25 protein-coding genes are annotated in these 25,095 nt (G+C 61.6%); 17 read left to right on the top strand and 8 right to left on the bottom strand.

Features of this window, described 5'->3' with window-relative positions; genetic code table 11:
• Positions 1 to 199 precede the first annotated feature (199 nt).
• Positions 200 to 1,300 (bottom strand): porin, encoded by a 1,101-nt coding sequence (locus HF916_RS40550; protein WP_240975705.1) that lies wholly within the window; start codon positions 1,298 to 1,300, stop codon positions 200 to 202.
• A gap of 273 nt (positions 1,301 to 1,573) precedes the next feature.
• On the opposite strand from HF916_RS40550, the gene HF916_RS40555 reads away from it, so the two are divergent.
• The 7 genes from HF916_RS40555 (at position 1,574) to HF916_RS40585 (ending at position 8,378) form a co-directional block, all read left to right on the top strand.
• Entirely contained in the window at positions 1,574 to 2,116 is a 543-nt protein-coding gene (locus HF916_RS40555) for a bacteriohemerythrin (protein ID WP_240975707.1), read from the top strand.
• A 53-nt stretch (positions 2,117 to 2,169) separates the two neighbouring features.
• Entirely contained in the window at positions 2,170 to 3,141 is a 972-nt protein-coding gene (locus HF916_RS40560) for a PDR/VanB family oxidoreductase (RefSeq protein WP_240975708.1), read from the top strand.
• Positions 3,142 to 3,186: 45 nt separating this feature from the next.
• Positions 3,187 to 4,488, top strand: a complete 1,302-nt coding sequence (locus tag HF916_RS40565; protein WP_168794321.1) for a Rieske 2Fe-2S domain-containing protein — start codon at positions 3,187 to 3,189, stop codon at positions 4,486 to 4,488.
• A 24-nt stretch (positions 4,489 to 4,512) separates the two neighbouring features.
• Positions 4,513 to 5,781 (top strand): Rieske 2Fe-2S domain-containing protein, encoded by a 1,269-nt coding sequence (locus HF916_RS40570; protein ID WP_168794322.1) that lies wholly within the window; start codon positions 4,513 to 4,515, stop codon positions 5,779 to 5,781.
• A 13-nt stretch (positions 5,782 to 5,794) separates the two neighbouring features.
• Positions 5,795 to 6,619 carry an SDR family NAD(P)-dependent oxidoreductase gene (locus HF916_RS40575; RefSeq protein WP_168794323.1) on the top strand — a complete coding sequence of 275 codons (825 nt, stop codon included), beginning with the start codon at positions 5,795 to 5,797 and terminating at the stop codon, positions 6,617 to 6,619.
• A gap of 83 nt (positions 6,620 to 6,702) precedes the next feature.
• The gene (locus HF916_RS40580; protein WP_168794324.1) at positions 6,703 to 7,572 is read left to right on the top strand and encodes an alpha/beta hydrolase; all 870 of its coding nucleotides are present in this window, start codon (positions 6,703 to 6,705) and stop codon (positions 7,570 to 7,572) included.
• A gap of 128 nt (positions 7,573 to 7,700) precedes the next feature.
• Entirely contained in the window at positions 7,701 to 8,378 is a 678-nt protein-coding gene (locus tag HF916_RS40585; RefSeq protein WP_168795825.1) for a MarR family winged helix-turn-helix transcriptional regulator, read from the top strand.
• Between the two features lie 62 nt (positions 8,379 to 8,440).
• Here the strand turns inward: HF916_RS40585 and HF916_RS40590 are convergent, their stop codons facing one another.
• The 5 genes from HF916_RS40590 to HF916_RS40610 form a co-directional block, all read right to left on the bottom strand.
• On the bottom strand, positions 8,441 to 9,868 hold the full coding sequence (locus HF916_RS40590; RefSeq protein WP_168794325.1) for a purine-cytosine permease family protein: 1,428 nt from the start codon (positions 9,866 to 9,868) through the stop codon (positions 8,441 to 8,443).
• Positions 9,869 to 9,949: 81 nt separating this feature from the next.
• Positions 9,950 to 11,113 carry an acetylornithine deacetylase gene (gene argE / locus HF916_RS40595; RefSeq protein WP_168794326.1) on the bottom strand — a complete coding sequence of 388 codons (1,164 nt, stop codon included), beginning with the start codon at positions 11,111 to 11,113 and terminating at the stop codon, positions 9,950 to 9,952.
• A complete protein-coding gene (locus HF916_RS40600) occupies positions 11,106 to 11,783 on the bottom strand; it encodes a DUF1028 domain-containing protein (RefSeq protein WP_168794327.1) in 678 nt (225 codons plus the stop codon). Before HF916_RS40600 ends, argE begins: the two co-directional genes overlap by 8 nt.
• Before the next feature lie 10 nt (positions 11,784 to 11,793).
• Complete coding sequence (locus HF916_RS40605) at positions 11,794 to 12,231, bottom strand: RidA family protein (protein ID WP_168794328.1); 438 nt, start codon at positions 12,229 to 12,231, stop codon at positions 11,794 to 11,796.
• A gap of 53 nt (positions 12,232 to 12,284) precedes the next feature.
• Positions 12,285 to 13,643, bottom strand: coding sequence for a flavin-containing monooxygenase (locus HF916_RS40610; RefSeq protein ID WP_168794329.1), 1,359 nt, complete (start codon positions 13,641 to 13,643; stop codon positions 12,285 to 12,287).
• A gap of 265 nt (positions 13,644 to 13,908) precedes the next feature.
• Here HF916_RS40610 and HF916_RS40615 point away from each other — a divergent pair, with 265 nt between their 5' ends.
• The 8 genes from HF916_RS40615 to HF916_RS40645 all read left to right on the top strand — a co-directional run bounded on the left by HF916_RS40615 (position 13,909) and on the right by HF916_RS40645 (position 22,130).
• Positions 13,909 to 14,835 (top strand): LysR family transcriptional regulator, encoded by a 927-nt coding sequence (locus HF916_RS40615; protein WP_168794330.1) that lies wholly within the window; start codon positions 13,909 to 13,911, stop codon positions 14,833 to 14,835.
• A 182-nt stretch (positions 14,836 to 15,017) separates the two neighbouring features.
• The gene (locus HF916_RS40620; protein WP_168794331.1) at positions 15,018 to 16,181 is read left to right on the top strand and encodes an SRPBCC family protein; all 1,164 of its coding nucleotides are present in this window, start codon (positions 15,018 to 15,020) and stop codon (positions 16,179 to 16,181) included.
• A gap of 32 nt (positions 16,182 to 16,213) precedes the next feature.
• Entirely contained in the window at positions 16,214 to 17,392 is a 1,179-nt protein-coding gene (locus tag HF916_RS40625; RefSeq protein ID WP_168794332.1) for an ABC transporter ATP-binding protein, read from the top strand.
• A 1-nt stretch (position 17,393) separates the two neighbouring features.
• On the top strand, positions 17,394 to 18,449 hold the full coding sequence (locus HF916_RS40630) for an ABC transporter substrate-binding protein (protein WP_168794333.1): 1,056 nt from the start codon (positions 17,394 to 17,396) through the stop codon (positions 18,447 to 18,449).
• 37 nt (positions 18,450 to 18,486) lie between these two features.
• A complete protein-coding gene (locus tag HF916_RS40635) occupies positions 18,487 to 19,740 on the top strand; it encodes an ABC transporter permease (protein ID WP_168795826.1) in 1,254 nt (417 codons plus the stop codon).
• Positions 19,741 to 19,765: 25 nt separating this feature from the next.
• Positions 19,766 to 20,578 (top strand): ABC transporter permease, encoded by an 813-nt coding sequence (locus HF916_RS40640; protein ID WP_168794334.1) that lies wholly within the window; start codon positions 19,766 to 19,768, stop codon positions 20,576 to 20,578.
• A gap of 248 nt (positions 20,579 to 20,826) precedes the next feature.
• A complete protein-coding gene (locus HF916_RS51230) occupies positions 20,827 to 21,009 on the top strand; it encodes a hypothetical protein (RefSeq protein WP_240975709.1) in 183 nt (60 codons plus the stop codon).
• Complete coding sequence (locus HF916_RS40645) at positions 21,006 to 22,130, top strand: MFS transporter (RefSeq protein ID WP_240975710.1); 1,125 nt, start codon at positions 21,006 to 21,008, stop codon at positions 22,128 to 22,130. The genes HF916_RS51230 and HF916_RS40645 overlap by 4 nt, the downstream gene beginning before the upstream one ends.
• Positions 22,131 to 22,241: 111 nt before the next feature.
• Here the strand turns inward: HF916_RS40645 and HF916_RS40650 are convergent, their stop codons facing one another.
• Positions 22,242 to 22,673, bottom strand: a complete 432-nt coding sequence (locus HF916_RS40650) for a hypothetical protein (protein ID WP_168794335.1) — start codon at positions 22,671 to 22,673, stop codon at positions 22,242 to 22,244.
• Between the two features lie 182 nt (positions 22,674 to 22,855).
• Complete coding sequence (locus HF916_RS40655; RefSeq protein WP_168794336.1) at positions 22,856 to 23,908, bottom strand: AraC family transcriptional regulator; 1,053 nt, start codon at positions 23,906 to 23,908, stop codon at positions 22,856 to 22,858.
• Between the two features lie 170 nt (positions 23,909 to 24,078).
• Between HF916_RS40655 and HF916_RS40660 the strand changes: the two genes are divergently transcribed.
• Both HF916_RS40660 and HF916_RS40665 read left to right on the top strand, forming a co-directional pair.
• Positions 24,079 to 24,222: a hypothetical protein gene (locus tag HF916_RS40660; RefSeq protein ID WP_168794337.1), complete on the top strand. Its 144-nt coding sequence runs from the start codon at positions 24,079 to 24,081 to the stop codon at positions 24,220 to 24,222.
• 100 nt (positions 24,223 to 24,322) lie between these two features.
• Positions 24,323 to 25,093 (top strand): enoyl-CoA hydratase/isomerase family protein, encoded by a 771-nt coding sequence (locus HF916_RS40665; RefSeq protein WP_168794338.1) that lies wholly within the window; start codon positions 24,323 to 24,325, stop codon positions 25,091 to 25,093.
• The last annotated feature ends 2 nt before the right edge of the window (positions 25,094 to 25,095 follow it).

Consider the following 25,095-nt stretch of genomic DNA (forward strand, 5'->3'; position numbering starts at 1 on the left):
TCGTCGTGTGGCCGACGGCTATTCGCGTGGAAGTCGGGCCGCGGCAAACACGTATTCAGCACGCGTCACGCTGTATCGAGCGCCACGTTTCGGATAAGGGGCGAACAATTCCAACCACGCGACGTGGCGAGAACGCGCTCACGAATTCCAGTGTGAACGCCCGACTGCCGCGCAGTGACATCGAGCGTTCACTATCCATTTAGAACTGGTGGCGAACACCCACCATCGCCCCCGTTTGATCCACCCCGGGCAATGGCGTAGAAGCGGGAGGAATCACGCCGCCGTCAATCGTGAACGCTGCATTGCGCTGGTTGAACATACGCCCCGCTGTGAGGTACACGGAAGTGCGCTTGGACAATAAGTATGTCGCGCGCGCAGCGATCACGGAGGCTCCCGCGGAACTCCCGCCGTTCACCGATATATGTCCGAACTGGGCATCGAGGGCGAATTGCGGAACGGGGAAATAGGTCCCACCAAACCACCAGTAGTTGCTGACCGCATCGACAACAGTCGGCGTCTGCACCCCGTGATTGATTCTATGGAGGAATCCCGCACCGATCGTCGAGGTACCGAGCTTCATGTAGCCGTCGATGACCGCACGTGTATCGGTCTGCGAAGTATTGGGCTGGGGCGAACCGATGCCGCCACCGCCGTAATTGCGGTCGATAGCCGTCGCCACGCCCCATGTCGCCGCTTCATATTTCACCATGGCAGACATTGACTTGCAGGCCCGCCAGTCCGTCGGCGACTGCCCGGCGCATCCGCCGGCCGGCGCGGAATCCACCGCGTCACGCCCGAGCGAATAGGTCACGCCCACGGTCAGCCCCGATGACGTGAAGCTGTAGGCGACAGCGTTGTCGAGTCGCGCTTGAGACAGGTACGGGTCCAGATCACCGGCGGCATAGACATTCGGCCCCATCGTGTCGCCCGGCAAAGCCCAATAGATCTGAGAATATTGCCGGCCCAGGGATAAGGTCCCCCACCGCCCTGACAGTCCGACATAGGCCTGCCTGCCAAACAGGCGGCCACCTTGATTCAGTGTGCCCTGTGACGGCGCGAAGCCCGACTCCAATACAAAAACCGCGCTGAGACCGCCGCCCAGATCCTCCTTGCCACGGAAACCCCACCGCGAGGGTATCGACCCCGTGAGCGACGGCATACGCACTACGCTGGACTGGTGAGCGCCGACGTTCGTCACATACTCGACCCCCGTATCGATAATCCCGTACAGCGTGACAGAGCTCTGTGCCTGCGATGCCGCCGGCACGCATACCGCAAGAGAGGAAAATCCCCACCACATTGCCTGACGCCACGAGAAGGCACATCCCGTAAGACTCAACCGCGTACTCATCATCTGTCTCCCTTTGGTTATATGCTTCCATGGAAGATAAATTTTAGTCGTCTTCCATGTCAAACGATTTGCCGTTGGGAGTTACCCTCATCTGGATGCGACGAAGCCCTATGATGGCCAGACACAACGAGATTAGTCCGCATAATTCGCGGTGTATTACGAGATTTTCACGTATTAGCGTTTGCCCTACCTCGACACTCACCGCACAAAATCGTATCTTCCATGGAAGACGTATTGAATGAACGTGATCGATTGAGCAGGAGTTCGTTGAAAATGATGCAGTTGAAAGACAAGCAGACAGCGGCACAAACCTGGGCGAAGGATCGTGTGCTCCCCGGCTTCGCCTGGCATGACGACTATGCCCTTGGCCATCCGGCAATGGACGAGACCCACCACGAATTTGTCGCATGCGTACACGCGCTGCTGACAACGGATGATGAAAATCTCGTGAGTGCGCTCGAAGCGTTTGCCGAGCATGCGCGCCGCCACTTTGACGACGAGGACGCCTCGATGCGCGAGACAACCTACGGTTCAGCGGGCTGCCATATCGAGGAGCACGCCGCCGTGTTGAGATCCCTCGACGATGTTCGGGCCATGTTGGCCGATGGACGGACCGAGGTCGTCCGCTCTTTTGCCCGAGCGCTGGTGGATTGGTTTCCGGAGCATGTTCGCGTGATGGACCAAGGTCTGGCGCGCTGGCTGGTTCAGCGACAGCTTGGCGCCTCGCCAGTAGTCATCCGGCGTCGACTTCACATCGCCGCCTGACACGCTCTCCTCATTTTGGGCCTATATCCGTCATGGAACACAAATCGACTCCTATGAACACTGTGCTGCAAGTCAAAGTCTCTGCCAGGACCTGGCTGGCAGACGACATTGCCGGCTATGAACTCACGCCATTGTCGGAGGATGCATTGCCTGCCTTCGAAGCCGGTGCGCACATCGACGTACACGTACCCGGCGGCCCGGTACGTCAGTACTCCTTGTATGACTTACCGGGCGAAAACCCGTGCTACCGGATCGGCGTGCTGCGCGATCCCCAATCCCGCGGCGGTTCGGTGAAGCTTCTCGAGAACGTGCAGGCGGGAGACACGCTCACGATCAGCGCCCCGCGCAACCACTTCAGCCTGCACAACGGTCAGGAAGACCGTTCGATCCTGTTCGCGGGTGGCATCGGTATCACGCCGATCCTGTGCATGGCGCAGCAACTGGCGCGCGAGCATCGTCCATTCGCGATGCACTATTGTGGGCGCACGCTGTCGCGCATGGCCTTCATCGATCGCCTGCAACACGCGCAATCTGGCGACGAGTCGCAGATGCACGTACACGTCGACGACGGCGCCCCCGACCAGCAACTCGATGCCCGCTCCGCAATCGGCTCGCCATCTTCCGACAAGCATCTTTACGTGTGTGGACCCAACGGCTTCATGGACCACGTCCTGCAGACCGCGCGCGAACTCGGTTGGGACGAGGGACACCTGCACCGTGAATATTTCGCGGCAGCGCCAATCGATTCTTCGGAGGACGGACGATTCGAAATCGAGATCGGCAGCAGCGGCCAGGTCATCGAGGTTCTCGCGGATCAAAGCGCCGCGCACGCTCTGCTCGACGCCGGGTTCAACCTGCCACTGTCCTGCGAACAGGGTGTCTGCGGCACCTGCATGACGAAGGTGCTGGCCGGCGCACCCGACCATCGAGATCTTTATCTGACGGACGAAGAGCGGGCACGCAACGACAGCTTCATGCCGTGCTGCTCGCGCGCCAGGACTTCCCGGCTGGTGCTCGATCTTTGAGGCCGCCTGTTACTCACTGCCTGACACTGTAGCGAGGGGATCAACATGTTGACCAAGCAAGATAACGAATTGATGTGCCGCATCGGAGTAGGTACGGCCATGGGCGAGGCAATGCGCCGCTTCTGGCTGCCCGTCATCCAGTCGTCGGACATGCCGCAGGCGAATGGAGAGCCACAGACGATCGAGCTGCTGGGCGAGCGATTTGTCGTGTGGCGCGACCAGCAGGGTCGTCCCGGCCTCTATGCGGAGGGTTGCCTGCACCGGGGTGCTTCAATGCAGTTGGCCCGCTCGGAAGGCGATGGCCTGCGCTGCATCTATCACGGCTGGAAGTTTGCGGTGGACGGGACTGTTCTCGAGACCCCGAACATCGAGGACCCGAAATTCAAGGAGCGTATCAAGGGTCGAACCTACCCGGTGCGGGAAGCGGGTGGGATCGTCTGGGGTTATCTGGGTCCCAAGGGTGAAGAACCCCCCTTCCCGCACACGGCCTTTATGGACCAGCCGGACGCACACCGTATCAACGCCTGCGCAGTCATCAACGCCAATTTTGTTCAGGTGATGGAAGGTCTCGTCGACTCATCGCATTTGACCGTCCTTCATAGTTCCGCGCTGGCCAGGACTAACGACTCCAATCTCGACTATGCGAAAAAGACTTCGCACATGCAGTTCGACGCAACCCCAAAGATCGAAGCAGACGAGACCGACTTCGGTTTCCACTATGTCGCAATTCGCCAAACCGGCGACAAACGTATCGCTCGAGTCACAGCGTTCATCGCACCCTGCTTCATCGCCAACGCGAACGGGGATGTCTGGCTTGCAATCGTCCCGGTGAGCGACGAGCGCTGCAATCTGTATCACGTGTGGTGGGACGCCGACAAGCGCATTGGCGAAGAACCGTTGCGCAGTGAGCAACTCACGTTCGTGGGCCTGGATGAGCCGACGCTGCGCAAATACGGCATGACGGCCGACACCTGTGACTCTTCGGCCGCAATGTCCGTCGCCAATGGCTACCGCCAGGACCGCGGGCTGCAGCGGAATGGTCACTTCACCGGCTTTGACGGCATCACGCAGGAAGACGCCGCGTGCAGCGTGTCGAGCGGCGCGATTCGCGACCGGTCGCAGGAAATGCTATCCACTGCCGACATCGCGATCAGTCGTCTTCAGCGCTGCTTGCTGACGTACGCCCGAGCGGCCCGCGACCAGCAGGACATAGCCGCGCTGCGAGCGGATTCCGGCAGCGCAATCGGCGTGTCCGGTGAGATCGGTATCGACGAGAACTGGCGCACTCTGGTTCCACACCATCGGATCGTTTCATCCCACGGTACACGCGCAGAGCGCAGTCAATAAAGACAGTCAAGAAAGGAGCTATACATGTTGAGTCACCAAGACAACGAAATTCTTTGCCGTATCGGTCCAGATACTCCTGGAGGCACCTTGATGCGACGCTTCTGGCACCCAGTGTGCACCTCAGCCCAGTTGCCGCATACGGACTGCGCGCCACTGCGCGTCCGTCTGCTCGGCGAGAACTATGTCGCGTTCCGCGACACCGAGGGCAAGGTCGGCTTTCTGGAAGAGTTGTGCATGCACCGGGGCGCATCGCTCGCACTTGGAAGAGTCGAGGAAGGCGGCATCCGCTGCCTGTATCACGGCTGGAAGTTCAGCGCGTCCGGCACCGTCATGGAAACGCCGAACCACGCCGATCCGAAGTACGCGTCGCGGATGAAGGCACCCGCCTTTCCAGTACGCGAGGAAGGCGGCATTGTCTGGGCGTATGTCGGGCCGCTCGAGTTGCTCCCGGCGTTTTCCCGCTATGCCTTCATGGACGCAGAACCGAACCATCGCGTCGTGCTGCGCGTCAACGTCTCCTGCAACTATCTGCAGCTGGTCGAAGGTGGCGAGGACAGCTCTCATGTCGGCGTCCTGCACACCAACATGGCGCGCCCCGGCTGGAAAGACAACGAGTTCACACGCAACCCCGACGTCATCAATCCCGCGGCGCTCGCATCTAATGACCTGGAACCGGCTCTGAAAATCGAAGAGACGGCGTTCGGCTTCCACTATGTCGCTCTGCGCAAGACCGATGACCCGGGAGTCCGTAACGCACGCGTGGTCCCATTTATCGTCCCGTATGGCCGCATCATCCCGGCCCCGGCGTTTCAGTTCACCGTCCTCGAAGTCCCCGAAGACGACACGCACACCAGCACCTACATCGTCGTTCACGGCGACGCCCCAGTGAGTGAAGAGAAGATCATCGAATTGCTCGGGCTGAACGACCCCGCGTACTATGACCGTAAGAATTGCACGTTCACGGCGGGTTGGACGGACACCTTTGGCCAGAGCCGCGAGTTGATGAAGGAAAGCTGGACCGGATTGCGCGGCGTCGAGGTAGAGGACGCAACGATCGGGCTGTCTCAGGGCCCTCTCTACGACCGCTCGCGCGAGCATCTGGTGCCCGCCGACCAGGCTGTCGTGCGCGTGCGCCGTGTGCTGCTGGATTCGATCAAGCGCGTGACGCAAAACCAGCAACCGCCCGCGCTCGGCCTCGACCTCCGGGGCGTGAGCGCCTGCGACCGACAACTCGAAGACGGTGTGGCCTGGCAAGACCTGCTGCCGTCACATCGCCAGGTAGTGGCAGCCTGAGAAGGAGACTCGCATGACCAACAACACCTACAACGACGTTCCGGACTACTTGTCCTTGTTGCGACTCGACGGTCGCGGTTTTGTCGTGCTTGGCGCCGGCCAGGGTATCGGCGAGCAGACCGTTCGCGCACTGGCACAGGCCGGTGCTCGCGTGCTCTGCGTCGACCGCGACGAGGCGCTCGCCCGGAACATTGCAGACGCCGTGGCCGGGATACCGTGCGTGGCGGACGCAACATCTCGCGTCGACATGCAGCGCGTATTCGACACTGCGCGCCAGCACTTCGGCCGCGTCCATGGCGTCGTCGATATCATCGGTGTCGCGGGAATCAAACCGCTATCCGCCGTCGACGATGCGTCGTGGGACCAGCAATTCGATATCGTCGTACGCCACGCGTACCTCGCGATTCAGATTGCCGGCGAAATGATGAAGGCCGATGGCGGCGGCACCTTTGCGTTTGTCGGCTCGCTCGCCGGCGATCGCGCTGTGCCGAACGAGGTTGCCTACGCGGCGTCGAAGGCGGCATTGCATCACCTCGTGCGCTGCGCGGGCGTCGAGTATGCCCCTCACAACGTGCGCATCAATGCAGTGTCGCCGGGTTTCGTCCGCACGCCACGACTGAATCAGCGGCTGGACGAAGCGACGTGGGCCAAAGTCGGTAAGGCGATTCCGATTGGCCGGGCTGCCACGCCGGCAGAAATCGCGGGCCACCTGTTGTTCCTGGCCTCGGACCTGAGCGCCCATATGGCCGGTGAAATCATCACTGTCGATGGCGGCCTCAGCGTCCTTGCCGCCATTCCCTCCATCACGTTCGCTCCCTCGGCGACTCCGACTCCCTGAAATCGACGATGTCTTCTTCCTCTCAAAACCCCATTCACCCGTCGCTTCGAGCTATCGCCGCCAACGCCGCGGCGAAACCGAGCATGGCCGAGGTGAGCCCCGAGGAGGCGCGCGCAGGCATCGCCGCACGCACTGCCGCACGGGAATCCGGGCCCCGTATCGACAAGGTTTTCGATCTCGTCATTCCGGGTTTCGACGCCGAAATCCCCGTACGCATCTACCATCCGGAAGGCGCCACCGGGGTCACGATGGCCTTTCACGGCGGCGGATGGCTGATGGGCAATCGGGACAGCTTCGACGCGGTATGCCGGCATCTGGCCAACGACTCCGGACTGGCGGTGGTCAGTGTCGACTATCGGCTCGCGCCCGAGCACCCCTTCCCTGCAGCGTTGGACGATGTGTGGGCCGCGACCTGCTGGGTCGCCGAGCACGGGCACGAACAGGGGCTTCCGTCTGAACGCTTGACCGTGTTCGGCGAGTCGGCCGGCGGCAATCTCGCGGCAGTGGTCTGCCTGCTTGCGCGGGACCACGCCAAGCCGCGCATTCTCGCCCAGGCACTCGTCTATCCGGCAACCGATGCCCGTCAGCAGGTGGCCTCGCTGTCCACTTATGCCGAAGGCTTCATGCAGCGCAAGGCCGACGTCGAGTACGCATTTCGCACGTATGCACTGGATCATGGTGTGACGCCCACAAGCTGGAAGCTCTCGCCGCTCCTTGCCGACAACCATGCGGGGCTTCCACCGGCCATTGTCATCACCGCTGAGTGCGATGCCTTGTGCGACGATGGCGAAGCCTACGCGCGGAAATTGGCCGAAGCGGGCGTTCCGGCGACGTGCGTGCGATACCTCGGCATGCTGCATACCTTTTACAGTATGCGCGGCCAGGTCGACGCGGCGACGTTGGCCCAGCGCCAGATAGCCGACGTATTGCGCAACGCGGTGCAAGCGGTATAACGACGCCCATTGGGCGCCTGATCTTTGACTCGCTGCCGGAAATTTTACGTACAATTGTGCGCGGCCATATTGAGCCAGTCCCGCTACAATTTGCCGGGAGTGAATATCCTTCCAAGGAAGTCATCGAGATGAGCATCGCCGCACCCAAGCGACCCGCGTCTACCCGAACCCGCAAGAATGCGGTAGTGGAACAGTCGGAGCCCGCCAGGAAACCGCATCTTCCTGGTAGCAGCCTGATCGAATTCATCACGCTGCAGTGGCAACGTGAACACAGCGGGCTCGATCTCTCCAACTTCCTGCTCGCGATCTATTTCATGCGGCTCGGCACGCTCGTAGAGCAGTCGTTCGACAAAATGTGCCAGGGCCTGTGTGGTATTAGCGGGTCGGACATGCGTGTGCTGCTGGCACTGCGCCGCAGCGGCCACCCGTACGCGAAGCGCCCGACGGACTTGTACCGGGCGCTACTCGTGACCTCGGGCGCAATAACCAAAAAGATCGACCGTCTCGCGAGCCTTGGCCTGGTGGAACGTCAGCATGACCCAAGTCACGGCGGCGGATTCATCGTGCATCTGACCAGGAAAGGCCTTGATGTCGTTGAGAAGGCGATCGTCAAGCTGGCGGAAGAGTCGTCGATCGCGCCTGCGATGGCACACTTTTCGGAGGCGGAACGCGCTGCGGGCAACGAGTTCTGCCTGCGGACACTGGCGTTAATGGAAGAACTCGTACTGCCGGGTCTTGAGGAACCCGACAGTACGGTGTCGAAGCCTCCGGTCAAGGGCACGCGGCGCTCGCCGCGCGGCCGCTGATGGGGACACTCGTCTTCATACACTGAGCGTCTCCATGCTCCCACGCGCAAGCCCCCCAACAGTCATGACTGTCTCGCCGCACAACCTGTGACACCTGCACCCGTTTGCCTGCGCCGATATTCGGTGTCCCGCGACGCGAGCCAGTAATACAGCGGTGACGTCAGAAGCAGTCCGATAACCCACGACAGATCCGCACCGTCTAGATACTTCGGCACGGGACCCGCATACATCGGCGTGTTCATGAACGGAATCTGCACGAGGATGCCGATCCCATAGGCAATCAGCGCCTGTGGATTGAAGCGGCCGTAGATGCCGCCGTCCGCCTGGAAGATCGACTGGATGTCGTATTTGCCCTTGTGGATCACATAGAAGTCGATCAGATTGATCGCGGTCCACGGCACCAGCACGACCAGCAGTGCAAGCACGAGATCGACCAGGTTGCCGACGAAATTCGTCGACGCGCCGATCGCTCCATAGCAGCATGCAAGGAGAATCGCAATCGACAGCACGGCCCGCGCTTTCGCCGTGGGAATCCAGCGATAGGCGAATGTCTGCAGCGACGTGATGGCCGCGAGCACCGCGCCGTACAGGTTCAGCGCGTTATGACTGATCACGCTCAGCAGGAAGAGGACGAGCATCGGCAGCCCGAGCGGTCCGGTGGCCTGCTTGACGGCGTCCATCGCGTCGGCGCCGGGCGCCACCGCGAGCACGGCTACCGCGCCGAAAACGAACGCGAGCGTCGAGCCGATCGTACAGCCGAGGTAGGTCGCCCAGAACGTCGATGCGACGCGCACGTTCTGCGGCAGATAGCGCGAATAGTCGGAAACGTACGGGGCGAAAGCGATTTGCCAGAGCGCCGACAGCGAAACGGTCGCGAGCCAGCCGGCGATGTTGAATCCGCCGCGCGTCAGAAAATCGTCCGTCGCGATATGCGTGAGGATATAGCCGAATCCGATGAAGATGCCGATCCCGAGTACCCAGGTTCCGATGCGGTTCAGGATATGGATGATCCGGTAACCGATGATCCCAATCAGCCCTGACCCCAACGCGCCGATCACGATGCCGACAGGAACCGGAATGCCCTTTTCGATGCCATGAAGAGACTTCCCGGCGAGCACGATATTGGACGCGAAGAAGCCGACGTACATCACGCCTGCGATCACGGTGACCAGCAGCGCGCCCCATGAACCGAACTGCGCGCGGCTCTGAATCATCTGCGGGATGCCCATTTGCGGGCCCTGCGCCGAATGCAACGCCATCAGCACGCCGCCGACGGCCTGACCGACGACGATCGCCACGATGCCCCACAGCAAGTTCAAGTGGAAGATCTGCACGCCGAGCGCGCCGGTGACGATGGGCAAGGGAGCGATGTTGCCGCCGAACCATAGTGTGAACAGATCGCGCACCTTGCCATGGCGATCCTCGGGCGGCACATAACCGATGGTGTGTTTTTCGATCAATGCCGGGGCATTGTGTTCCGAAGTATTCAAGTTCGTCTCCTTCTGTTGTGTCGACCGGAGTTGGCGCTTCAGCGCCTTACTCCGGTCCCATGCGTCCTCGATGTACACGTCTCAGGATGCGGCCGAAACGTAATCCGCCAGGCGAGCCAGCATCGCATCGCAATCGCGCAATTGCTCCACGGTGACGAATTCGTCCGGCTTATGCCCTTGGTCCATGCTGCCGGGTCCGCAGACCACGGTTGGAATGCCCGCCTGATCGAAGAGGCCGCCTTCGGTGCCGAATGCGACCGTGCCGAACTCGATAGAGCCGCTGAGCAGCGCCAGAAGACGCGCCGCGTCGCTGTCGGGAGAAGTGGCCAATCCCGGATAGGCAGACAGCGGTTGCAGGCGGATGTCGGTGTCGGACTTCACTGCGCGCATCTTCGGTAGCAACTCGGCCTCGGCGTAGGTCTGCAACTGGTCGGCTACCTGGTTTGCGTCGAAGCCAGGCAGCGCGCGCACTTCGAAGTCGAACTCGCATTCGGCCGGCACGATGTTGAGCGCACGGCCGCCGTTGATCACGCCCGTCTGCACGGTCGAGAACGGCGGATCGAATCGCTCGTCGTGATGTTCGGGCTGCGCCAACTGCTCGCCGATCTCTTCCAGACGGCCGATCATCCGCGCCGCGTATTGGATGGCGTTGACGCCATACGGCGCATAGGCCGAATGGCAAGGCGCGCCTTTCACCTGACAGCGCATCGCCAGCTTGCCCTTGTGGCCCAGTACCGGCTTAAGCCCGGTCGGCTCGCCGATCAGGCACAGGGCCGGCTTGTGCGCACGCTGCGCCAATTCCGCGAGCATGGGTCGCACCCCGAGGCATCCAACTTCTTCGTCGTACGAAAAAGCGAGGTGGACCGGCAGCTTCAACTCGTGTTCGAGCAACCCGGGCACCGCCGCCAGCACCGAAGCGATAAACCCCTTCATGTCGGCCGTGCCGCGGCCATATAACCGCCCGTCGCGCTCGGTGAGGCGAAAAGGATCGACGGTCCATGCCTGGCCATCGACGGGCACCACGTCGGTATGGCCGGACAGCACGATGCCGCCGCCCTCACGCGGACCGATGGTCGCGAACAGATTCGCCTTGGTGCGTTCGGCGTTGTAGAACAACTCGCTCTCGACACCGAGCTGATCGAGGTAACGTCGGATGAATTCGATCATGTCCAGATTGGAGTCGCGGCTGACCGTGGCGAAGCCGATCAGCCGTTCGAGCAGCGCGCGGCTAGATCTGTCATTCATTGCCGGGCACTCCGTAGCTCGGCGCGGCGGTCGGATTCAACGCTCGGGTCAGGTAGTCCTGCATCTGCGGCCGATACGCTTGCCATAGGCCGTCGAGCTGGCCGATGGGGTCGTCATCCGCCCAATCGACCCGCAAATCGACGATCGGCCAGCTCACGTCGCCCACGATCTTGAGCGCCGCCGAATGCACGGGCCCGGCTTCGCCGCCGGCGGCTATCGCGGCATGCATGCCCGCGAGCAGGCGATCGGCAAGCGTGCCGGATGCCTGCTCGAACGCCGGAAGCATGGCCTCGATCACTTCGACGCCAACGAGCATGTTGCCTGCCGCTACACACTGCTTGCCGGCGACGGCGTGATACGTGCCCAGCGCTTCCTTGCCGCTAAAGAACGCCGTTCGGCCCTGCGCGTCGATCACTGTGACCTGGCGGTATTCGCTCCACTCGCTCGCACCGAGCACGCGGTCCAATGCCGCGGCGGGATCGAGTTGCCCGTGCTCCAGAAGATCGAGAATCTGCGGGCCTAGCGCGGGCAGCGTGATGTTCTGCGTCGCCACCGCGCCCACGCCTGCGCGGACCCACGGGCATCGAGCGCCCACCGCGATGCTGGACGAACTGATCGCAATTCCAAGCTGCCCGGACTCCGGACAACGTCCGACGATTGAGAATGTCATGTTCCGCTCCTCAGGCTTTCGGCGGCGTCCATCCATCCGGAATGACCGCGACGACGTCGATCTCCATCAACCACTGCGGCTGACCCAATGCGACCACCACCAGGCCGGTCGAAATAGGAAACACGCCCTTCAACCACTTTCCGACTTCCTGATAGACCGGCTCGCGGTAGCGGATGTCGGTCAGGAACGTCGTCGTCTTGACGATGTGGGACAGGTCGCTGCCCGCTTCTTCCAGTAACTGCTTCACGTTCTTCATCGCTTGCTCGGCCTGGGCGCGCGGATCGCCGATGCCGACCAGGCGGCCGTCGAAATCCGTGCCCACCTGACCGCGCACATAGACCGTGTTGCCGGCGCGCACGGCCTGGCAAAGATCGTTGTCGAGCGTCTGGTTCGGATATGTATCCTTCGTGTTGAACATGCGGATACGGGTATGCGTAGGTTGGTTCATCAATGCACCTTAATGCTAGGAAGAAATGGATCGCGGATTAGAGAGCGTACGCATCAATTCACGCCGAACTCGCTGACTTTGTGGACGCGTGAATCGGCGGATGTGTTTTCAACGCTTTCAACGCTTTCCTCGCCGCAGCTCTGTGCCTGGTGTTGCGCGTCGCCGTAATAAGCCGCGTATTTGCGCTGCGTGACGATGTGATCAGCGATGTGCTTCGCGTCATGCCACACGCCCCAGATGAATGCGGAGCCACGGCGCGATAGCCAGGGCAGACCGAGGAAATAAATGCCAGGCTCCTTCGATACGCCGCGCTGATGTTTCGGCTTACCCTTTTCATCGAAGGCGTTGACGTTCAACCAGCTGAAATCGACGGCATAACCGGTTGCCCAGATAATCGACGTCACGCCGGCTTTCGCCAGATCGAGATCGTGCAACGGGTGCGTCACGCATTCCGGATCCGCGGGAATGACGCGCGCTTCAGGCTCTTCGGGAAGATCGAGACCGTTGCGCTCGGCATAGGCGTCGGCCGCATCCAGCAGCGACAGATAGTTTTCGTCGCCGCGCGCGATGTTCTCCGCGAGATCCGCTTCGAAGGTCACCACGCCGTCATCGAACGATTTCGTCAGACCCACGAGCGTGATGCCCTGATTCGCGAGACGCCGGAAGTCCACCGTATGGCCGCCGCGCGAACCGCTCACCGCAATCGTGACGTGCTCCCTGCCCGGCTTCATGACCTCTGCATCCCATTCGCCGAGCACGCCGAGCCACCAGCAGAAGTCGCGGCCGCGATAGCCGCGCGGCGGACGATCGTGCGCGCCGACCGACAGATAGACGCGCTTACCCGCGCGTTGCAACTCGTCCGCGATTTGCACGCCCGACGATCCCGCACCGACCACCAGCACGCCCCCTTCGGGCAATTGATCGGGATTGCGATAGTCGGCGGAATGAATCTGCGTAAGACTCGAATCTTGCGGCGCGATGGGCGGAATGACGGCACGCTGGAAAGGCCCGGTTGCGACCACCACGCGATTGGCCTCGATCGTGCCTTCCGAGGTTTCGACGGTGAAGCCCTGCCGCCCCGCATTGCGCACGACCTTCTTCACTTCCACGCCAGTGCGGATCGGCGCTTCGAACTTCTTCGCATAAGCGACGAAATAATCCGCGACCTGCTCCTTCGAAGCGAATGCGTCGGGATTGAAGTCCGCGAACTCGAGATTGGGAAAACGATCGTGCCACGCGGGGCCATTGGCAACCAGCGAATCCCAGCGTCCCGTGCGCCAGCGCTCGGCGATACGGGCGCGTTCCAGCACGAGATGCGGCACGCCAAGCTTGCTCAGATGTTCGCTGATGGCGACGCCGGCCTGACCGGCGCCGACTACGAGCGTGTCGATTGACGTTGTTTCCACTGTCATGGCTGTGTCCTTCTAAAAAAGGCGGAATATTTCGATTTGATCGCGGCGTCGCGGCCTTTGAGCGCCTCGCAATCGTTGCAGACCAGGTCGTGTTTTCCGACAATGCGTTGCCGCCCGGTCCGTTGTCTCTCGTAAAAATCTACGCGCCCTATCAGAATTTGAAAAATATATTTAAAAAATGCATAGCATCGGATTTACCTATGCAAGGCTTTTTGACCAATTCACAATGCCGCCCATTGGAGACCTGGAACACGGAGCGTCGTCGATGGAGAGTCAACCGTTACGCTACTCGTTGCGTCAGTTGCGCTATTTCGTGGTCACTGCGGAAGTGCTGTCCTTCACCGCCGCCGCGAAGCGCCTGCACATTTCACAGCCGTCGATCTCGACGGCGCTCGCGGATCTCGAAGTATCATTCGGCGTGCAACTCTTCATACGGCATCACGCGAGCGGTCTCTCGCTCACGCAAGCCGGTCGCGATCTGCTCGGGCAAGCGCGCAATCTTCTGAAGTTTGCAGAGGAATTGCAGACGACCGCGAAGGAAATGGACGGCGGCATGACGGGCGCCATCACGCTCGGCTGCCTCGTCTCGCTTGCGCCGCCGCTCATGCCGCGGCTAATCAGCCGATTCATCGACGAGCACGCGGGCATCTCGTTCCGCACTGTCGAGGCGCATCAGGATGGCCTCTTACGCGGCCTGCACGACGGCTCGCTCGACATTGCCCTCACCTACAGCCTCGACCTGACCGAGGAGATCGCCTTCACGCCGCTGCTCTCACTGCCGCCCTATGCGATCCTGCCGAAGACGCATCGTCTAGCACGCGCGCGCAAGGTATCGCTCGCCGACCTCTTGTCCGAGCCGTATGTGATGCTCGACCTGCCGCACAGCCGCGAGTATTTCGCCGCACTCTTCGATTCGGTGGGCAGCCGTCCCGTGCCCGCGTTCCGTTCGTCGCAGCCGGAGGTCGTGCGCGGCATGGTGGCCAACGGTCTCGGCTACAGCCTCCTGAACTTTCCGCTCAAATCGAATCGCACTGTGGATGGCGAAGAGTTCGTCATTAAGCGTTTCAAAGACAACGTCAATGCAACGATGCTCGGCATCGCGCAATCGCGCACGATGAAGCCGCGCCAGGTTGTGCATCGCTTCGCGTCGTTCTGCGAGACCTATATCCAGAGGCTGCATTTCGACGCATGATGAGGCAAGCGCGATTGTCTGCTTCAAGCCTGCGCACGCTGCATAGGCAAAAGCTTTGCTTTGTATCTGAAAACAATATTTTGGCTTGCAATTTGGCTTGATAGATTGGTGTGCATGTTGAGCGCTACGCCGTAAAGCCTCGCGTTGACGCGCTCTCACCGTGACGAATCAAGGGGGACACCATGGCCAACCCGGCAAGGACGATCGCAGTGCAAGCACTTGTCGACGAACTGCAGACGGGTTGCGAACGGCCATTCGGCGATGCGCATGCGATGCCGCCCGGCGTCTATACGTCGCCCGAATTCCTCACACTGGAAGAGCGCGCTATATTCGAGCGTGAATGGCAATGCGTCGGCCGCGCCAGTGCGCTCAAAGTGCCCGGCGATTACATGACGGCGCGGCTCGGAGCGCAACCGATCGTCGTATTGCGCAACGAACAGATGCAGCTCAAGGCGATGTCGAATGTGTGCCTGCATCGCATGTCGGTGCTGCTCGAAGGACGTGGCAACGTGCGCCGCATCGTCTGCCCCTATCACGCGTGGAACTATTCGCTGGACGGCGCATTGCAAGGCGCGCCGCTCATGGATCGGCAAGAGAGTTTTTGCAAGGAAAGCTACAGGCTGCCCACCGTACGCTGTGAAGAATGGCAAGGCTGGATCTACGTGACACTCGACGAACACGCGCCGCCCGTTCAGGCGCAGCTCGCCAGACTGAGTGAACTCATCGGCGCATACGGCATGTCGGACTACATCGAAACTTTCCATGAAGAGCACGTGTGGGACACGAACTGGAAGATCCTCGCGGAAAACTTCATGGAAAGCTACCACCTGCCCATGCTGCATCGCGCGACGGTAGGACCGCATTCGCGGCTTGAAGAAATGGAATGCCCGCCGGGTTATCCCGCCTTCAACTATCACTGGATCACCAAGGAAGCGTCATTGCCCATCGGCAACGCGCATCCGGACAACACGCGCCTCACGGGACATTGGCGCAAGACCACGGCGCTGCTCGCGATCTACCCGACGCATCTCGTCACGCTGACGCCGGGTTACTTCTGGTATCTCGTGCTGCAGCCTCAAGGCGTGGAGCGCGTGCATATCCGCTTCGGCGGCGGCCTTGCGCCGGAGTTCATCGCCGATCCCGAGGCCAACGCGCATATGACGACGTTGAAGAAGCTGCTCGACGAAGTGAACGCGGAAGATAAACGCGGCGTGGAAGCCGTCTTTCACGGCGTGCATGCGCCGCTCGCGAAGCCCGGTCACCTGAGCCCTCTCGAACGTCCCAACTATGACTTCGCGCGCTATATCGCCAGCAAGATCGGCGCGACGCCGCTTGGCACGCATTGATTACGACGCACCATCGACAGGACGCGATCACGATGTCAAACCCTTCTTTCATTTCGTTCTCGGGCGTGAGCAAATCGTACGACGGCGCCCAATACGTCGTCGATGACTTGAACCTCGACGTGCGCAAGGGAGAATTCCTGTCGCTGCTCGGCCCGTCCGGTTCGGGTAAGACGACTACGCTCATGATGCTCGCGGGATTCGAATCGCCCACGCACGGCGAGATTCGCCTCGACGGCCGCCGGCTCGACGACAAGCCGCCGCATCAGCGCGACATCGGCATGGTGTTTCAGAACTACGCGCTCTTTCCCCATCTGACGATTGCGGAGAACGTCGCGTTTCCGCTCTCCGTGCGGCGCGTCAGCCGTGCTGACCAGAAAACGCGCGTGAAGCGCGCGCTCGAAATGATCGAGCTGCCGCATCTGGCGAACCGGCGTCCCGCGCAGCTCTCCGGCGGACAGCAGCAGCGCGTGGCGCTCGCGCGCGCGCTCGTGTTCGAGCCGAGTGTCGTGCTGATGGACGAGCCGCTCGGCGCGCTCGACAAGCGCCTGCGCGAAACCATGCAATACGAAATCATGCGTCTGCATCGCGAGTTGTCGCTGACGATCGTCTACGTGACGCACGATCAGGCCGAAGCGCTGACCATGTCGGACCGCGTCGCCGTGTTCTCCGACGGCCGGATTCAGCAAGCCGCCACGCCCAGCGAACTCTACGAGAACGCGCAGAACGCCTTCGTCGCGAACTTCGTCGGCGAGAACAACGGGCTGACTGGGCGCGTCGTCAGTGTGGGCGAGGACTGGGCGACGCTCGCGCTCTCGGACGGCAGCGTCATTCGCGGCCGCAGCGAACCCGGCCTGCGCGCGGGTGACGAAGCGATGCTGGCGCTGCGCCCCGAACGCGCGCATATCCCGAGCGAAGGCGCGCACGTCGATGAACACAGCAACGTGGTGCGCGCACATGTCCAGGAACTGGTGTATTGCGGCGATCATCACCGCGTGCACCTCGCGCTCGGTTCGCGCGATTCCTTTGTCGTGAAAGTGCCCAATACACAGCGCCATGCGCTGCCTTCGCCCGGCAGCGAGATCGAGATCGCATGGCGCCACGACGACTGCAAGATTCTCGCGATGAGCGTGCCACGTAGCGCGCCCGTGATCCCCGCATCCACCCCGCTCTCACCCTCCATCATCACGACCGCACCTGCAGGAGCCAACTAAAATGCGCACTCTCATCAAAACACAAAACGTCGCACTCGCAGTACTCGCAGCAGCCGCTTTTACCACCGCGACCACCCAGGCGGCGGAAACGCTCTCCGTCGTGACCTTCGGCGGTGCATACGAAGCGGCGGCAAAGAAGGCCTATTTCGAACCGTTCACCCAGGCCACCGGCATCGGCTTCTCGACCGAATCGTATGACGGCGGCCTGGCGAAGCTCTCCGCGATGGAGCAGGCGAAGAACACCACGTGGGACCTGATCGACCTCGAAACGAACGATGCGATCACCGCCTGCGACGAAGGCCTTCTGCAGAAGTTCGACAAGAAGACGATCGGCAAGACGAGCGACTTCATCCCCGGAACGATCAGCGATTGCGCGGTCGCGAGCATGGTCTGGTCCACGGTCTACGCGTACGACGCGAGCAAGCTCAAGACCGCCCCGACCACCCTCAACGACTTCTTCGATCTGCAGAAATTCCCGGGCAAGCGCGGCCTGCGCAAGTCGCCGAAGGTCACCATGGAATGGGCGTTGATTGCGGACGGCGTCGATCCGAAGGACGTCTACAAAGTGCTCGGGACGCCCGCCGGCGTGGATCGCGCGTTCAAGAAGCTCGACACGATCAAGCCGAACATCGTGTGGTGGGAAGCGGGTGCCCAGGCGCCGCAGTTGCTCGCGGACGGCGCGGTCGTGATGACGCAGGCCTACAACGGCCGCATTTCCGACGCCGCGAAGAAGGACAACAAGCCATTCAAGACCGTGTGGGACGCGCAGGTCTACGACTTCGACTGGTGGGCCGTTCCGACGGGCGCGAAGCACGCCGACGCCGCCGCGAAATTCATCGCCTCCGCTTCGCAGCCGAAGGCGTATGCGGATCTGTCGAAGTACATCGCCTATGCGCCGCCGCGCAAGGACGCGATCGCGCTGATCGACAAGCAACGCCTCGCCGATCTGCCGACCGCGCCCGAGAACTTCAAGCGCGCCTTGCAGATCAACGCGAACTTCTGGGCCGACAACGCGGACCAGATCAATAAGCGCTTCCAGGTGTGGCTGACGCAGTAATACAACCGTCCGACGAGAGCCCGACTTGACTACTCACATGCCCGCTTCGGCCCGCGCCACGGCCCCGGGCTCTCCGACGAGAGCCGACGGCCGCGCGTCGTTTCAAAAGGCGCGCCGCCGCGCTTCGGTGCAGGCGCTGTTGCTCGCGCTGCCGCTGATCGTGTTTCTGCTATCGACGTTCATCGCGCCGATCGCGCTCCTGCTCGCGCGCAGCGTGGAGAACCGCGAAGTGCCCGACAGCATGCCCGCGCTTACCCGCGCGCTCGATGCATGGGACGGGAGCGGCGTGCCGGACGAGCGCATGTTCGCCCTGCTCGCCGCGGGGCTCAGGGAGGCGCAGCAAAGCGGACAGCTCGGCACTGTCGCGCGGCGGCTGAACTTCGATCAGGCCGAGTTCCGTAGCCTGTTGATGCGCACCGCGCGCCAGTTGCCCGCCGATGCGCCGCCCGCGTGGAAACCGGCGCTCGTCGAACTCGACCAACGCTGGAATTCGCCGGAGACCTGGCGCTTGCTGAAGCGCGCCGCCACGTCGCCCACGCCGGACTATCTGCTTGCGGCCGTCGATGCGCATGTGACACCGCAAGGCGCGGTCGCGTTCGTGCCGGACAACGCTTCGGTCTATCGGCAGGCGTTCGTGCGCACGATCTCGATCAGCGCCACGGTCACGCTGCTGTGCCTCGTGCTAGGCTATCCGGTCGCATGGCTGCTCGCGAACTTGCCCGCGAAAAGCGGCAACCGCCTGATGCTCTTCGTGATCGTACCGTTCTGGACCTCGCTGCTCGTGCGCACGACCGCGTGGTACGTTTTGCTGCAACCGGGCGGCGTCATCAACAGCCTGCTGATGGGTCTCGGACTCACCACCCATCCACTGCCGCTCATCTTCAACCGCGCCGGCGTGCTCATCGGCATGACGCATGTGCTCCTGCCGTACATGATTCTCGCGATCTATTCGGTGATGAAAAGCGTATCGCCCGTGTACGTGCGGGCCGCGCAATCGCTCGGGGCGCACCCGTTCACAGCGTTCGTGCGGATCTACATTCCGCAGACGCTCCCCGGCGTGGGAGCGGGCTGCTTCCTCGTGTTCGTGCTCGCGCTCGGCTACTACATCACACCCGCGCTGCTTGGCGGCGCAGGCGACGAGATGATCAGCCAGCTCATTGCGATACAGACCAACACGCAACTCAACTGGGGCCTCGCCGGAGCGCTCTCGGCGTATCTCGTGATCTTCACGGCGATTTTCTATTTTCTGTTCAACCGCATCGTGGGCATCGACCGCTTGCGCTTCGGTTAAACACGCTGACATACCAGGGAACGACATGCAAGAGCAACGCAACAAGGTGCTGACGGAACGCGTCGCCGCGCGCTGGGTGCGGCTGCATACAGCGCTTGTGCTGTTCTTCCTGATTGCGCCAATTCTCGCGATCATCCCGCTCTCGTTCAATTCGGGCTCGTACTTCTCCTACCCGTTGCAAGGCTTTTCGCTGCGCTGGTATGAGCAGGCGCTCACGAGCGCGGACTGGCAGCGATCGCTGCTGAACAGCATCGGCATCGGCGCGGCGTCAACGCTGATCGCCACGTGTCTCGGCACGCTCGCCGCGCTGGGCATTTCGCGCACGCAGTTTCCGCTGCGCTCGCTAATCATGCCGATCCTCATCTCGCCGATGATCGTGCCGATTGTCGTTGTGGCCGCGGGTTTCTATCTGATCTTTGCGCCACTGGGCCTCGTGAACTCGTATCCCGGCGTGGTGCTGGCGCATGCGGCGCTCGGCACGCCGTTTGTCGTGATCACCGTGACGGCGTCACTACTGTCGTTCGATCAGAGTCTGTTGCGCGCCGCTTCCGGGCTCGGCGCGACGCCCTGGGCCACATTCAGGCGCGTGACCCTGCCGCTCATCACGCCTGCGGTCGCGACCGGCAGCGTCTTCGCTTTCGCGACCTCGTTCGATGAAGTCATCGTCATTCTGTTCATTGGCGGCCCGGATCAAAGAACCGTGCCGCGGCAGATGTGGAGCGGGATTCGCGACTCGATCGACCCGTCGATCCTCGCCGTGGCGACGATGCTGATCGTGTTCGCCGTGCTGCTCTTCGCGAGCATCAACTGGCTGCATGGGAGCCGGGTGCGGCACTAAAGAAACGACGTGTCGTGCTGGCCCGCGATTTCTATCGTCGGCGTCGGCGCCTGGTTGGGATCGGCGAGTTCACGATTGACGACGTCGTCAATGCGGGACTGATGCTGTCCTCTGCAATGACACCGATGAGTTATCTGTGAGCAGCCGATCAGCGAAGGGGCGCGCGTGATATCGTGTGACGCGTCGCGCAGTGAGAATGCGTTTTCAACATGAAACTCACGCGCCCTTACTGACGGCCTTACAAAAGAATGTTCACGCCTCCCCTCGCGACGTGCGACCAGCCGTCCGGCAATCGGGGAAATTCCCGCGAGCTTCTCAAAACCGTTGTCGCAGCGTCGCTTGTGACTGGCCTTGAAATGTTCGATTTCACCGTTTTCGGCTTCTTCGCGGTGATGATCGGAGACCAGTTCTTCCCGCGAAAGATCCGTTGACTTCGTTACTGTGGGCAGTCGGCACCTTCGGCGTCGGCTTTCTCATGCGACCTCTTGGCGAGATCATGTTTGGCGCTTACGCGGATCGCGTGGGACGCCGCGCAGCGATGACGAGGACCACCTGGATGATGGCCCTGGGGACGGCGGCGCTCGGCCTGTGCCCGTCGTTTGCCAGCATAGGCCTGATTGCCCCGCTCATTATCATCGCCGGCCGATCGTTGCAGGGTTTTGCCGTCGGCGGCGACATCGGCGTTGCCGCGACCCTCATGATGGAGGCAGGACCAGTGTCGCGGCGCGGCTATCTGCTCAGCTGGCAGCTCGCTAGCCAGGGCGCGGCCGCGTTGCTGGGCGCAACCCTGGGCGTGCTACTTACCAGCACGCTGTCATCAAGTGCGCTTGCCTCGTGGGGCTGGCGGATTCCATTCCTGATCGGTCTGCTCATCGCGCCAGTCGGTCTTTACATTCGGCGTCGGCTTCCTGAGGATCCGATTCCCGCAGCCGCCAGAAATGGCGGTACACCGCTCGTCGAACTGTGCCGCGAACATGGCGCGACGATCCTGCTGGCGATGTTGATGATGGCGGGGCAAACCATACCGGTCTACGCGATCGTCTACTACATGCCGAGTTATGTGACTCGCGTGATCCACATGCCCGCCATCACCGGATTCCTGGCTTCCGCGTTGTCCGCGCTGCTGCTGATCGTCATTCCGCCGCTGGCCGGCCGGCTCATAGACCGTCTGCCTCGCCGCAAGCCGCTGGCCCTCCTCGCCTCGGGATGCACCGCGATTCTGGTCTATCCGGTCTTTCTGATGATCACCCGTGCGACCAACGCGCTGCCTATCCTGTGTGGCGTCGCGCTCATTAGCACCATGGTGGCGCTTAGCGCTGTCGCCGTCGCCCTGCTTGTGCTCGAAGCGCTTCCTGCGCGGGTGCGCGCCAGTGGCATGGCTGTTTCGCATGCGCTGCATGTCGCCTTGTTCGGCGGCACCGCTCAATTCATCGTGACGGGACTGATCAGATGGACCGGCGATCCCATGTCTGCGGCCTGGTATGTGGCGCCGGCGTGTGCGGTGAGCTTCTGTGCGCTGATGCTGTTCAAGGAACAGCGCACAGAAGCCTGATGCCTCGCGCACGCACTGACGCCTATCGCCGCGCCTGAAGCCGGGATCGGTGTGCGACGCATGCCAGCGGTCTACTACACTCACCGCTTTACGCTAGGCGTACCCGCGTAATCAATGGTACGTCGTCGTAGACGACTGCAGCTTCGTCAGCACACCGCCTTTGAATCTGAACCAGCCTTGCGAGCTTTGCATCACGACCTCATCGCCTTGCCAGAACACGCGCTTGACCGTCATGCGCTTACCCGAGCGCTGCACGAGTGGCGGACGATGGCGAAAGTCGTACAGCACCGGACCGGAATCAGTCTGCACGAGCGTGCGCGTCACGGTGTCGCTTGCGTTACCGATCTCATCAAAATGCGTGAGCGCGTTCGCGCCGAAGCGATCGAAAACTTCCTTATCGAGCATCCCCACGAAATCACGGTCGGCGCGCACGAATTCCAGTGCGCCAGAAGGCGTGTCGAGCGGCCCGGGCGCGTTGTTTTGCGCATGAACAGAGGTCACCAAAGAGATGGCTGCGAGTGAAGCGAGGAATAGTCGTCTCATGTTTTCTTTTAGAGTCAGCGGCATCTCCGACAGTGGAGCACCACCCGCAATCGTACCTTGGGAACAAGGTCGTCAATTCCGACCGACATGTTGAAGCTCTGCAACTGGACGATCACCGGCGCTCGCCATGGCACTATGCGCAGACCTATGCAACTCGATTGCGTAACGGCGCGCCGCTTCCCTCACCCATCCTCGCCCGTTCCCTTCCGATACAGACTGGGTGAGTTTCCAGTCCACTTCCTGAAAGACCGGCGAAAGCTCGCCGCATCCGAGAATCCAATGCGCTCGGCGACCTGATCGATGGGAAGCCTCGTATTCTCCAGAAATTCGATGGCGAGCGACCGGCGAACATCGTTCAACAAGGTTTGATACGAGTAGTTATCGTCGGCCAGCCGTCGATGCAAGGTCCGCAGTGACATGCCGAGTTGCGCAGCCATCTTCTCGGCGGATGGGAACACGCCCGGTGCGTTCAGGCAGGCCATGCGGATTTGCCGCGGAAGTTCGGGAATGCCATCCCGTTCTTCGAGAATGCGATCACACAGTTGCTGGCAGATTTGCGCGGTAATCGGATTCGCATTCGGACACGGACGGTCCAGTACATGCACGTCGAAATGCCACTCCATCGTATCGGCGCCGAACTCCACGGGACAGTCGAACATTCTTTCGTAATTTCGCCAATGTGGCGGCGCCGGATACGCCATGACCATCCGCTTCGACGGAAAAGGCGCTTCCAGCACCCGGCTGAATAACACCGTCATCGAGCTTCGCCAGAATTCGGCGACAAACGGCAACATGTCGCCAAGCGATGCGAGCCCGTGGCTGCTCAGAATGCCGGTATTCCCTTCGGTGGAATAGCGGATCTGCAAAACCGCGCCGGCCATCCTGACATTTTCGACGCTGAATTTCAGGGCGTCTCCAAAGGTCGTACTGCTGACCATGGCATAGCCATATATGCCGAAGTCACTGATCCTCTGACGCGCACCCGCAAGCAATCCAACATCGGCTCTTGTAGCAAGCCGTTGAGCGTTTCGATAAATGGCGAGACGTTGACGATGCGAAATTCTCGCCTGCGAATCCTCCAACTGATTCGCATGGACGCCCGTATTCGCGAACAGTTTGTTGACGGAAACGCCCTCCGCGGCCAGTTCGGCGGCGAGCGCGGCCAAGCCCAGAAGACTCTGCGTCGGCGCGTCGAGATCCGGGTGCAACGGCGTGATGATTTTCGGTGGTCGCACGATGTGTCTCACTCCAGTTGCAGACATGCTCGCACATTTTTCCGATCTTCGCCGGGCACGTTTGGCACATTTTGACACGGCAATTGGCAGGGTTGGACGTTGCCGCTCAATGAGCTCGCTGAGATAGTAACCATCAACGGCGCAAGCCGAAAAACAGATGGAGACAAGCCATGAAGCCCTCAGTCAACCCCGCTCCGGCACTAACGACAACCCTGATCGATGCCCATCCGGAACACATGGATGGCGCGATCGGTCCCGTCCATGCGGCGACGCAACACGCTCCGCCGATTCGAGCTATCGCGGCTTCGGTGTAACGCATCGGTACGGATTCGTCAGCCGACACTCCCACAACGTCGCAAACGCCGCTTACAGCCAGCGGCCTTTGCTCCGCTATCGCACATTGCAGAGAGAACCATGACCACAGTAAAGATTGAAATGGATGGCGCCGTCGGAATCGTTTCATTAGCCAAGCCACCGCACAACCTGATCGACGACGCGATGATCGCGGATCTGCTCGCCGCGTATCGCGGCGTAGTCGCCGAAGGGGCCCGCGCGATCGTGCTCAAAAGCGACATGCGGCACTTTTCCGCGGGTGCGGAAATGAGTTCCTTCACCGATGGCAAGACGGTGATCCAGCACAACGCCGATCAATTCTTCGAGTTCCTCGACGTGCTGGAGAACGCACCGGTCCCGACAGTCGCCGCCGTTCACGGCGCCGCGCTTGGCGGCGGCCTCGAACTGGCGCTCACCTGCGACATGATCGTCGCCGCGGATACGGCCTACTTCGGCCAGGTCGAGAGCATCGTGGGCCTGATTCCGCTGCTCGGCGGCACGCAACGACTCGTTCAGCGAGCGGGCGTCGTGCGCGCCAAGGAAATCGCGCTGATCGGACGGCGGCACCCGGCGGAAGCATTCGAACGCTGGGGCATCATCAATCACGTCGTGCCCGAAGCCGAACTCCAGACTGCCGCCATGTCGTTCGCCCGGCAACTGGCAGCGGGCCCGACCAAAGTCCTCAACGGCATCAAGCAGCAGGCCAATCTCGCCGCCAACGGCGGCGTGCGCAGCGCAGACCTGGAACAGATCAACCTCAACAACATGATCTGGAAGACGGGCGACCGCGAACGAGGTTTCGCTTCGTTCTTTTCGACCGGGCCCGCCACCGCCGAATTCAAGGGAGACTGATC

This window comes from Paraburkholderia aromaticivorans, from assembly GCF_012689525.1.
In the GTDB taxonomy this organism is placed as follows: domain Bacteria; phylum Pseudomonadota; class Gammaproteobacteria; order Burkholderiales; family Burkholderiaceae; genus Paraburkholderia; species Paraburkholderia aromaticivorans_A.

Coding starts and splice junctions, on each gene's coding strand:
- HF916_RS40660 (WP_168794337.1), top strand. CDS start 24,079: ATGAAGCCCTCAGTCAACCCCGCTCCGGCACTAACGACAACCCTGATC.
- HF916_RS40625 (WP_168794332.1), top strand. CDS start 16,214: ATGTCAAACCCTTCTTTCATTTCGTTCTCGGGCGTGAGCAAATCGTAC.
- HF916_RS40565 (WP_168794321.1), top strand. CDS start 3,187: ATGTTGACCAAGCAAGATAACGAATTGATGTGCCGCATCGGAGTAGGT.
- argE (WP_168794326.1), bottom strand. CDS start 11,113: ATGAATGACAGATCTAGCCGCGCGCTGCTCGAACGGCTGATCGGCTTC.
- HF916_RS40615 (WP_168794330.1), top strand. CDS start 13,909: ATGGAGAGTCAACCGTTACGCTACTCGTTGCGTCAGTTGCGCTATTTC.
- HF916_RS40575 (WP_168794323.1), top strand. CDS start 5,795: ATGACCAACAACACCTACAACGACGTTCCGGACTACTTGTCCTTGTTG.
- HF916_RS40650 (WP_168794335.1), bottom strand. CDS start 22,673: ATGAGACGACTATTCCTCGCTTCACTCGCAGCCATCTCTTTGGTGACC.
- HF916_RS40550 (WP_240975705.1), bottom strand. CDS start 1,300: ATGTGGTGGGGATTTTCCTCTCTTGCGGTATGCGTGCCGGCGGCATCG.
- HF916_RS51230 (WP_240975709.1), top strand. CDS start 20,827: ATGTTCACGCCTCCCCTCGCGACGTGCGACCAGCCGTCCGGCAATCGG.
- HF916_RS40585 (WP_168795825.1), top strand. CDS start 7,701: ATGAGCATCGCCGCACCCAAGCGACCCGCGTCTACCCGAACCCGCAAG.
- HF916_RS40640 (WP_168794334.1), top strand. CDS start 19,766: ATGCAAGAGCAACGCAACAAGGTGCTGACGGAACGCGTCGCCGCGCGC.
- HF916_RS40570 (WP_168794322.1), top strand. CDS start 4,513: ATGTTGAGTCACCAAGACAACGAAATTCTTTGCCGTATCGGTCCAGAT.
- HF916_RS40610 (WP_168794329.1), bottom strand. CDS start 13,643: ATGACAGTGGAAACAACGTCAATCGACACGCTCGTAGTCGGCGCCGGT.
- HF916_RS40605 (WP_168794328.1), bottom strand. CDS start 12,231: ATGAACCAACCTACGCATACCCGTATCCGCATGTTCAACACGAAGGAT.
- HF916_RS40580 (WP_168794324.1), top strand. CDS start 6,703: ATGGCCGAGGTGAGCCCCGAGGAGGCGCGCGCAGGCATCGCCGCACGC.
- HF916_RS40620 (WP_168794331.1), top strand. CDS start 15,018: ATGGCCAACCCGGCAAGGACGATCGCAGTGCAAGCACTTGTCGACGAA.
- HF916_RS40665 (WP_168794338.1), top strand. CDS start 24,323: ATGACCACAGTAAAGATTGAAATGGATGGCGCCGTCGGAATCGTTTCA.
- HF916_RS40555 (WP_240975707.1), top strand. CDS start 1,574: ATGGAAGACGTATTGAATGAACGTGATCGATTGAGCAGGAGTTCGTTG.
- HF916_RS40560 (WP_240975708.1), top strand. CDS start 2,170: ATGAACACTGTGCTGCAAGTCAAAGTCTCTGCCAGGACCTGGCTGGCA.
- HF916_RS40630 (WP_168794333.1), top strand. CDS start 17,394: ATGCGCACTCTCATCAAAACACAAAACGTCGCACTCGCAGTACTCGCA.
- HF916_RS40600 (WP_168794327.1), bottom strand. CDS start 11,783: ATGACATTCTCAATCGTCGGACGTTGTCCGGAGTCCGGGCAGCTTGGA.
- HF916_RS40635 (WP_168795826.1), top strand. CDS start 18,487: ATGCCCGCTTCGGCCCGCGCCACGGCCCCGGGCTCTCCGACGAGAGCC.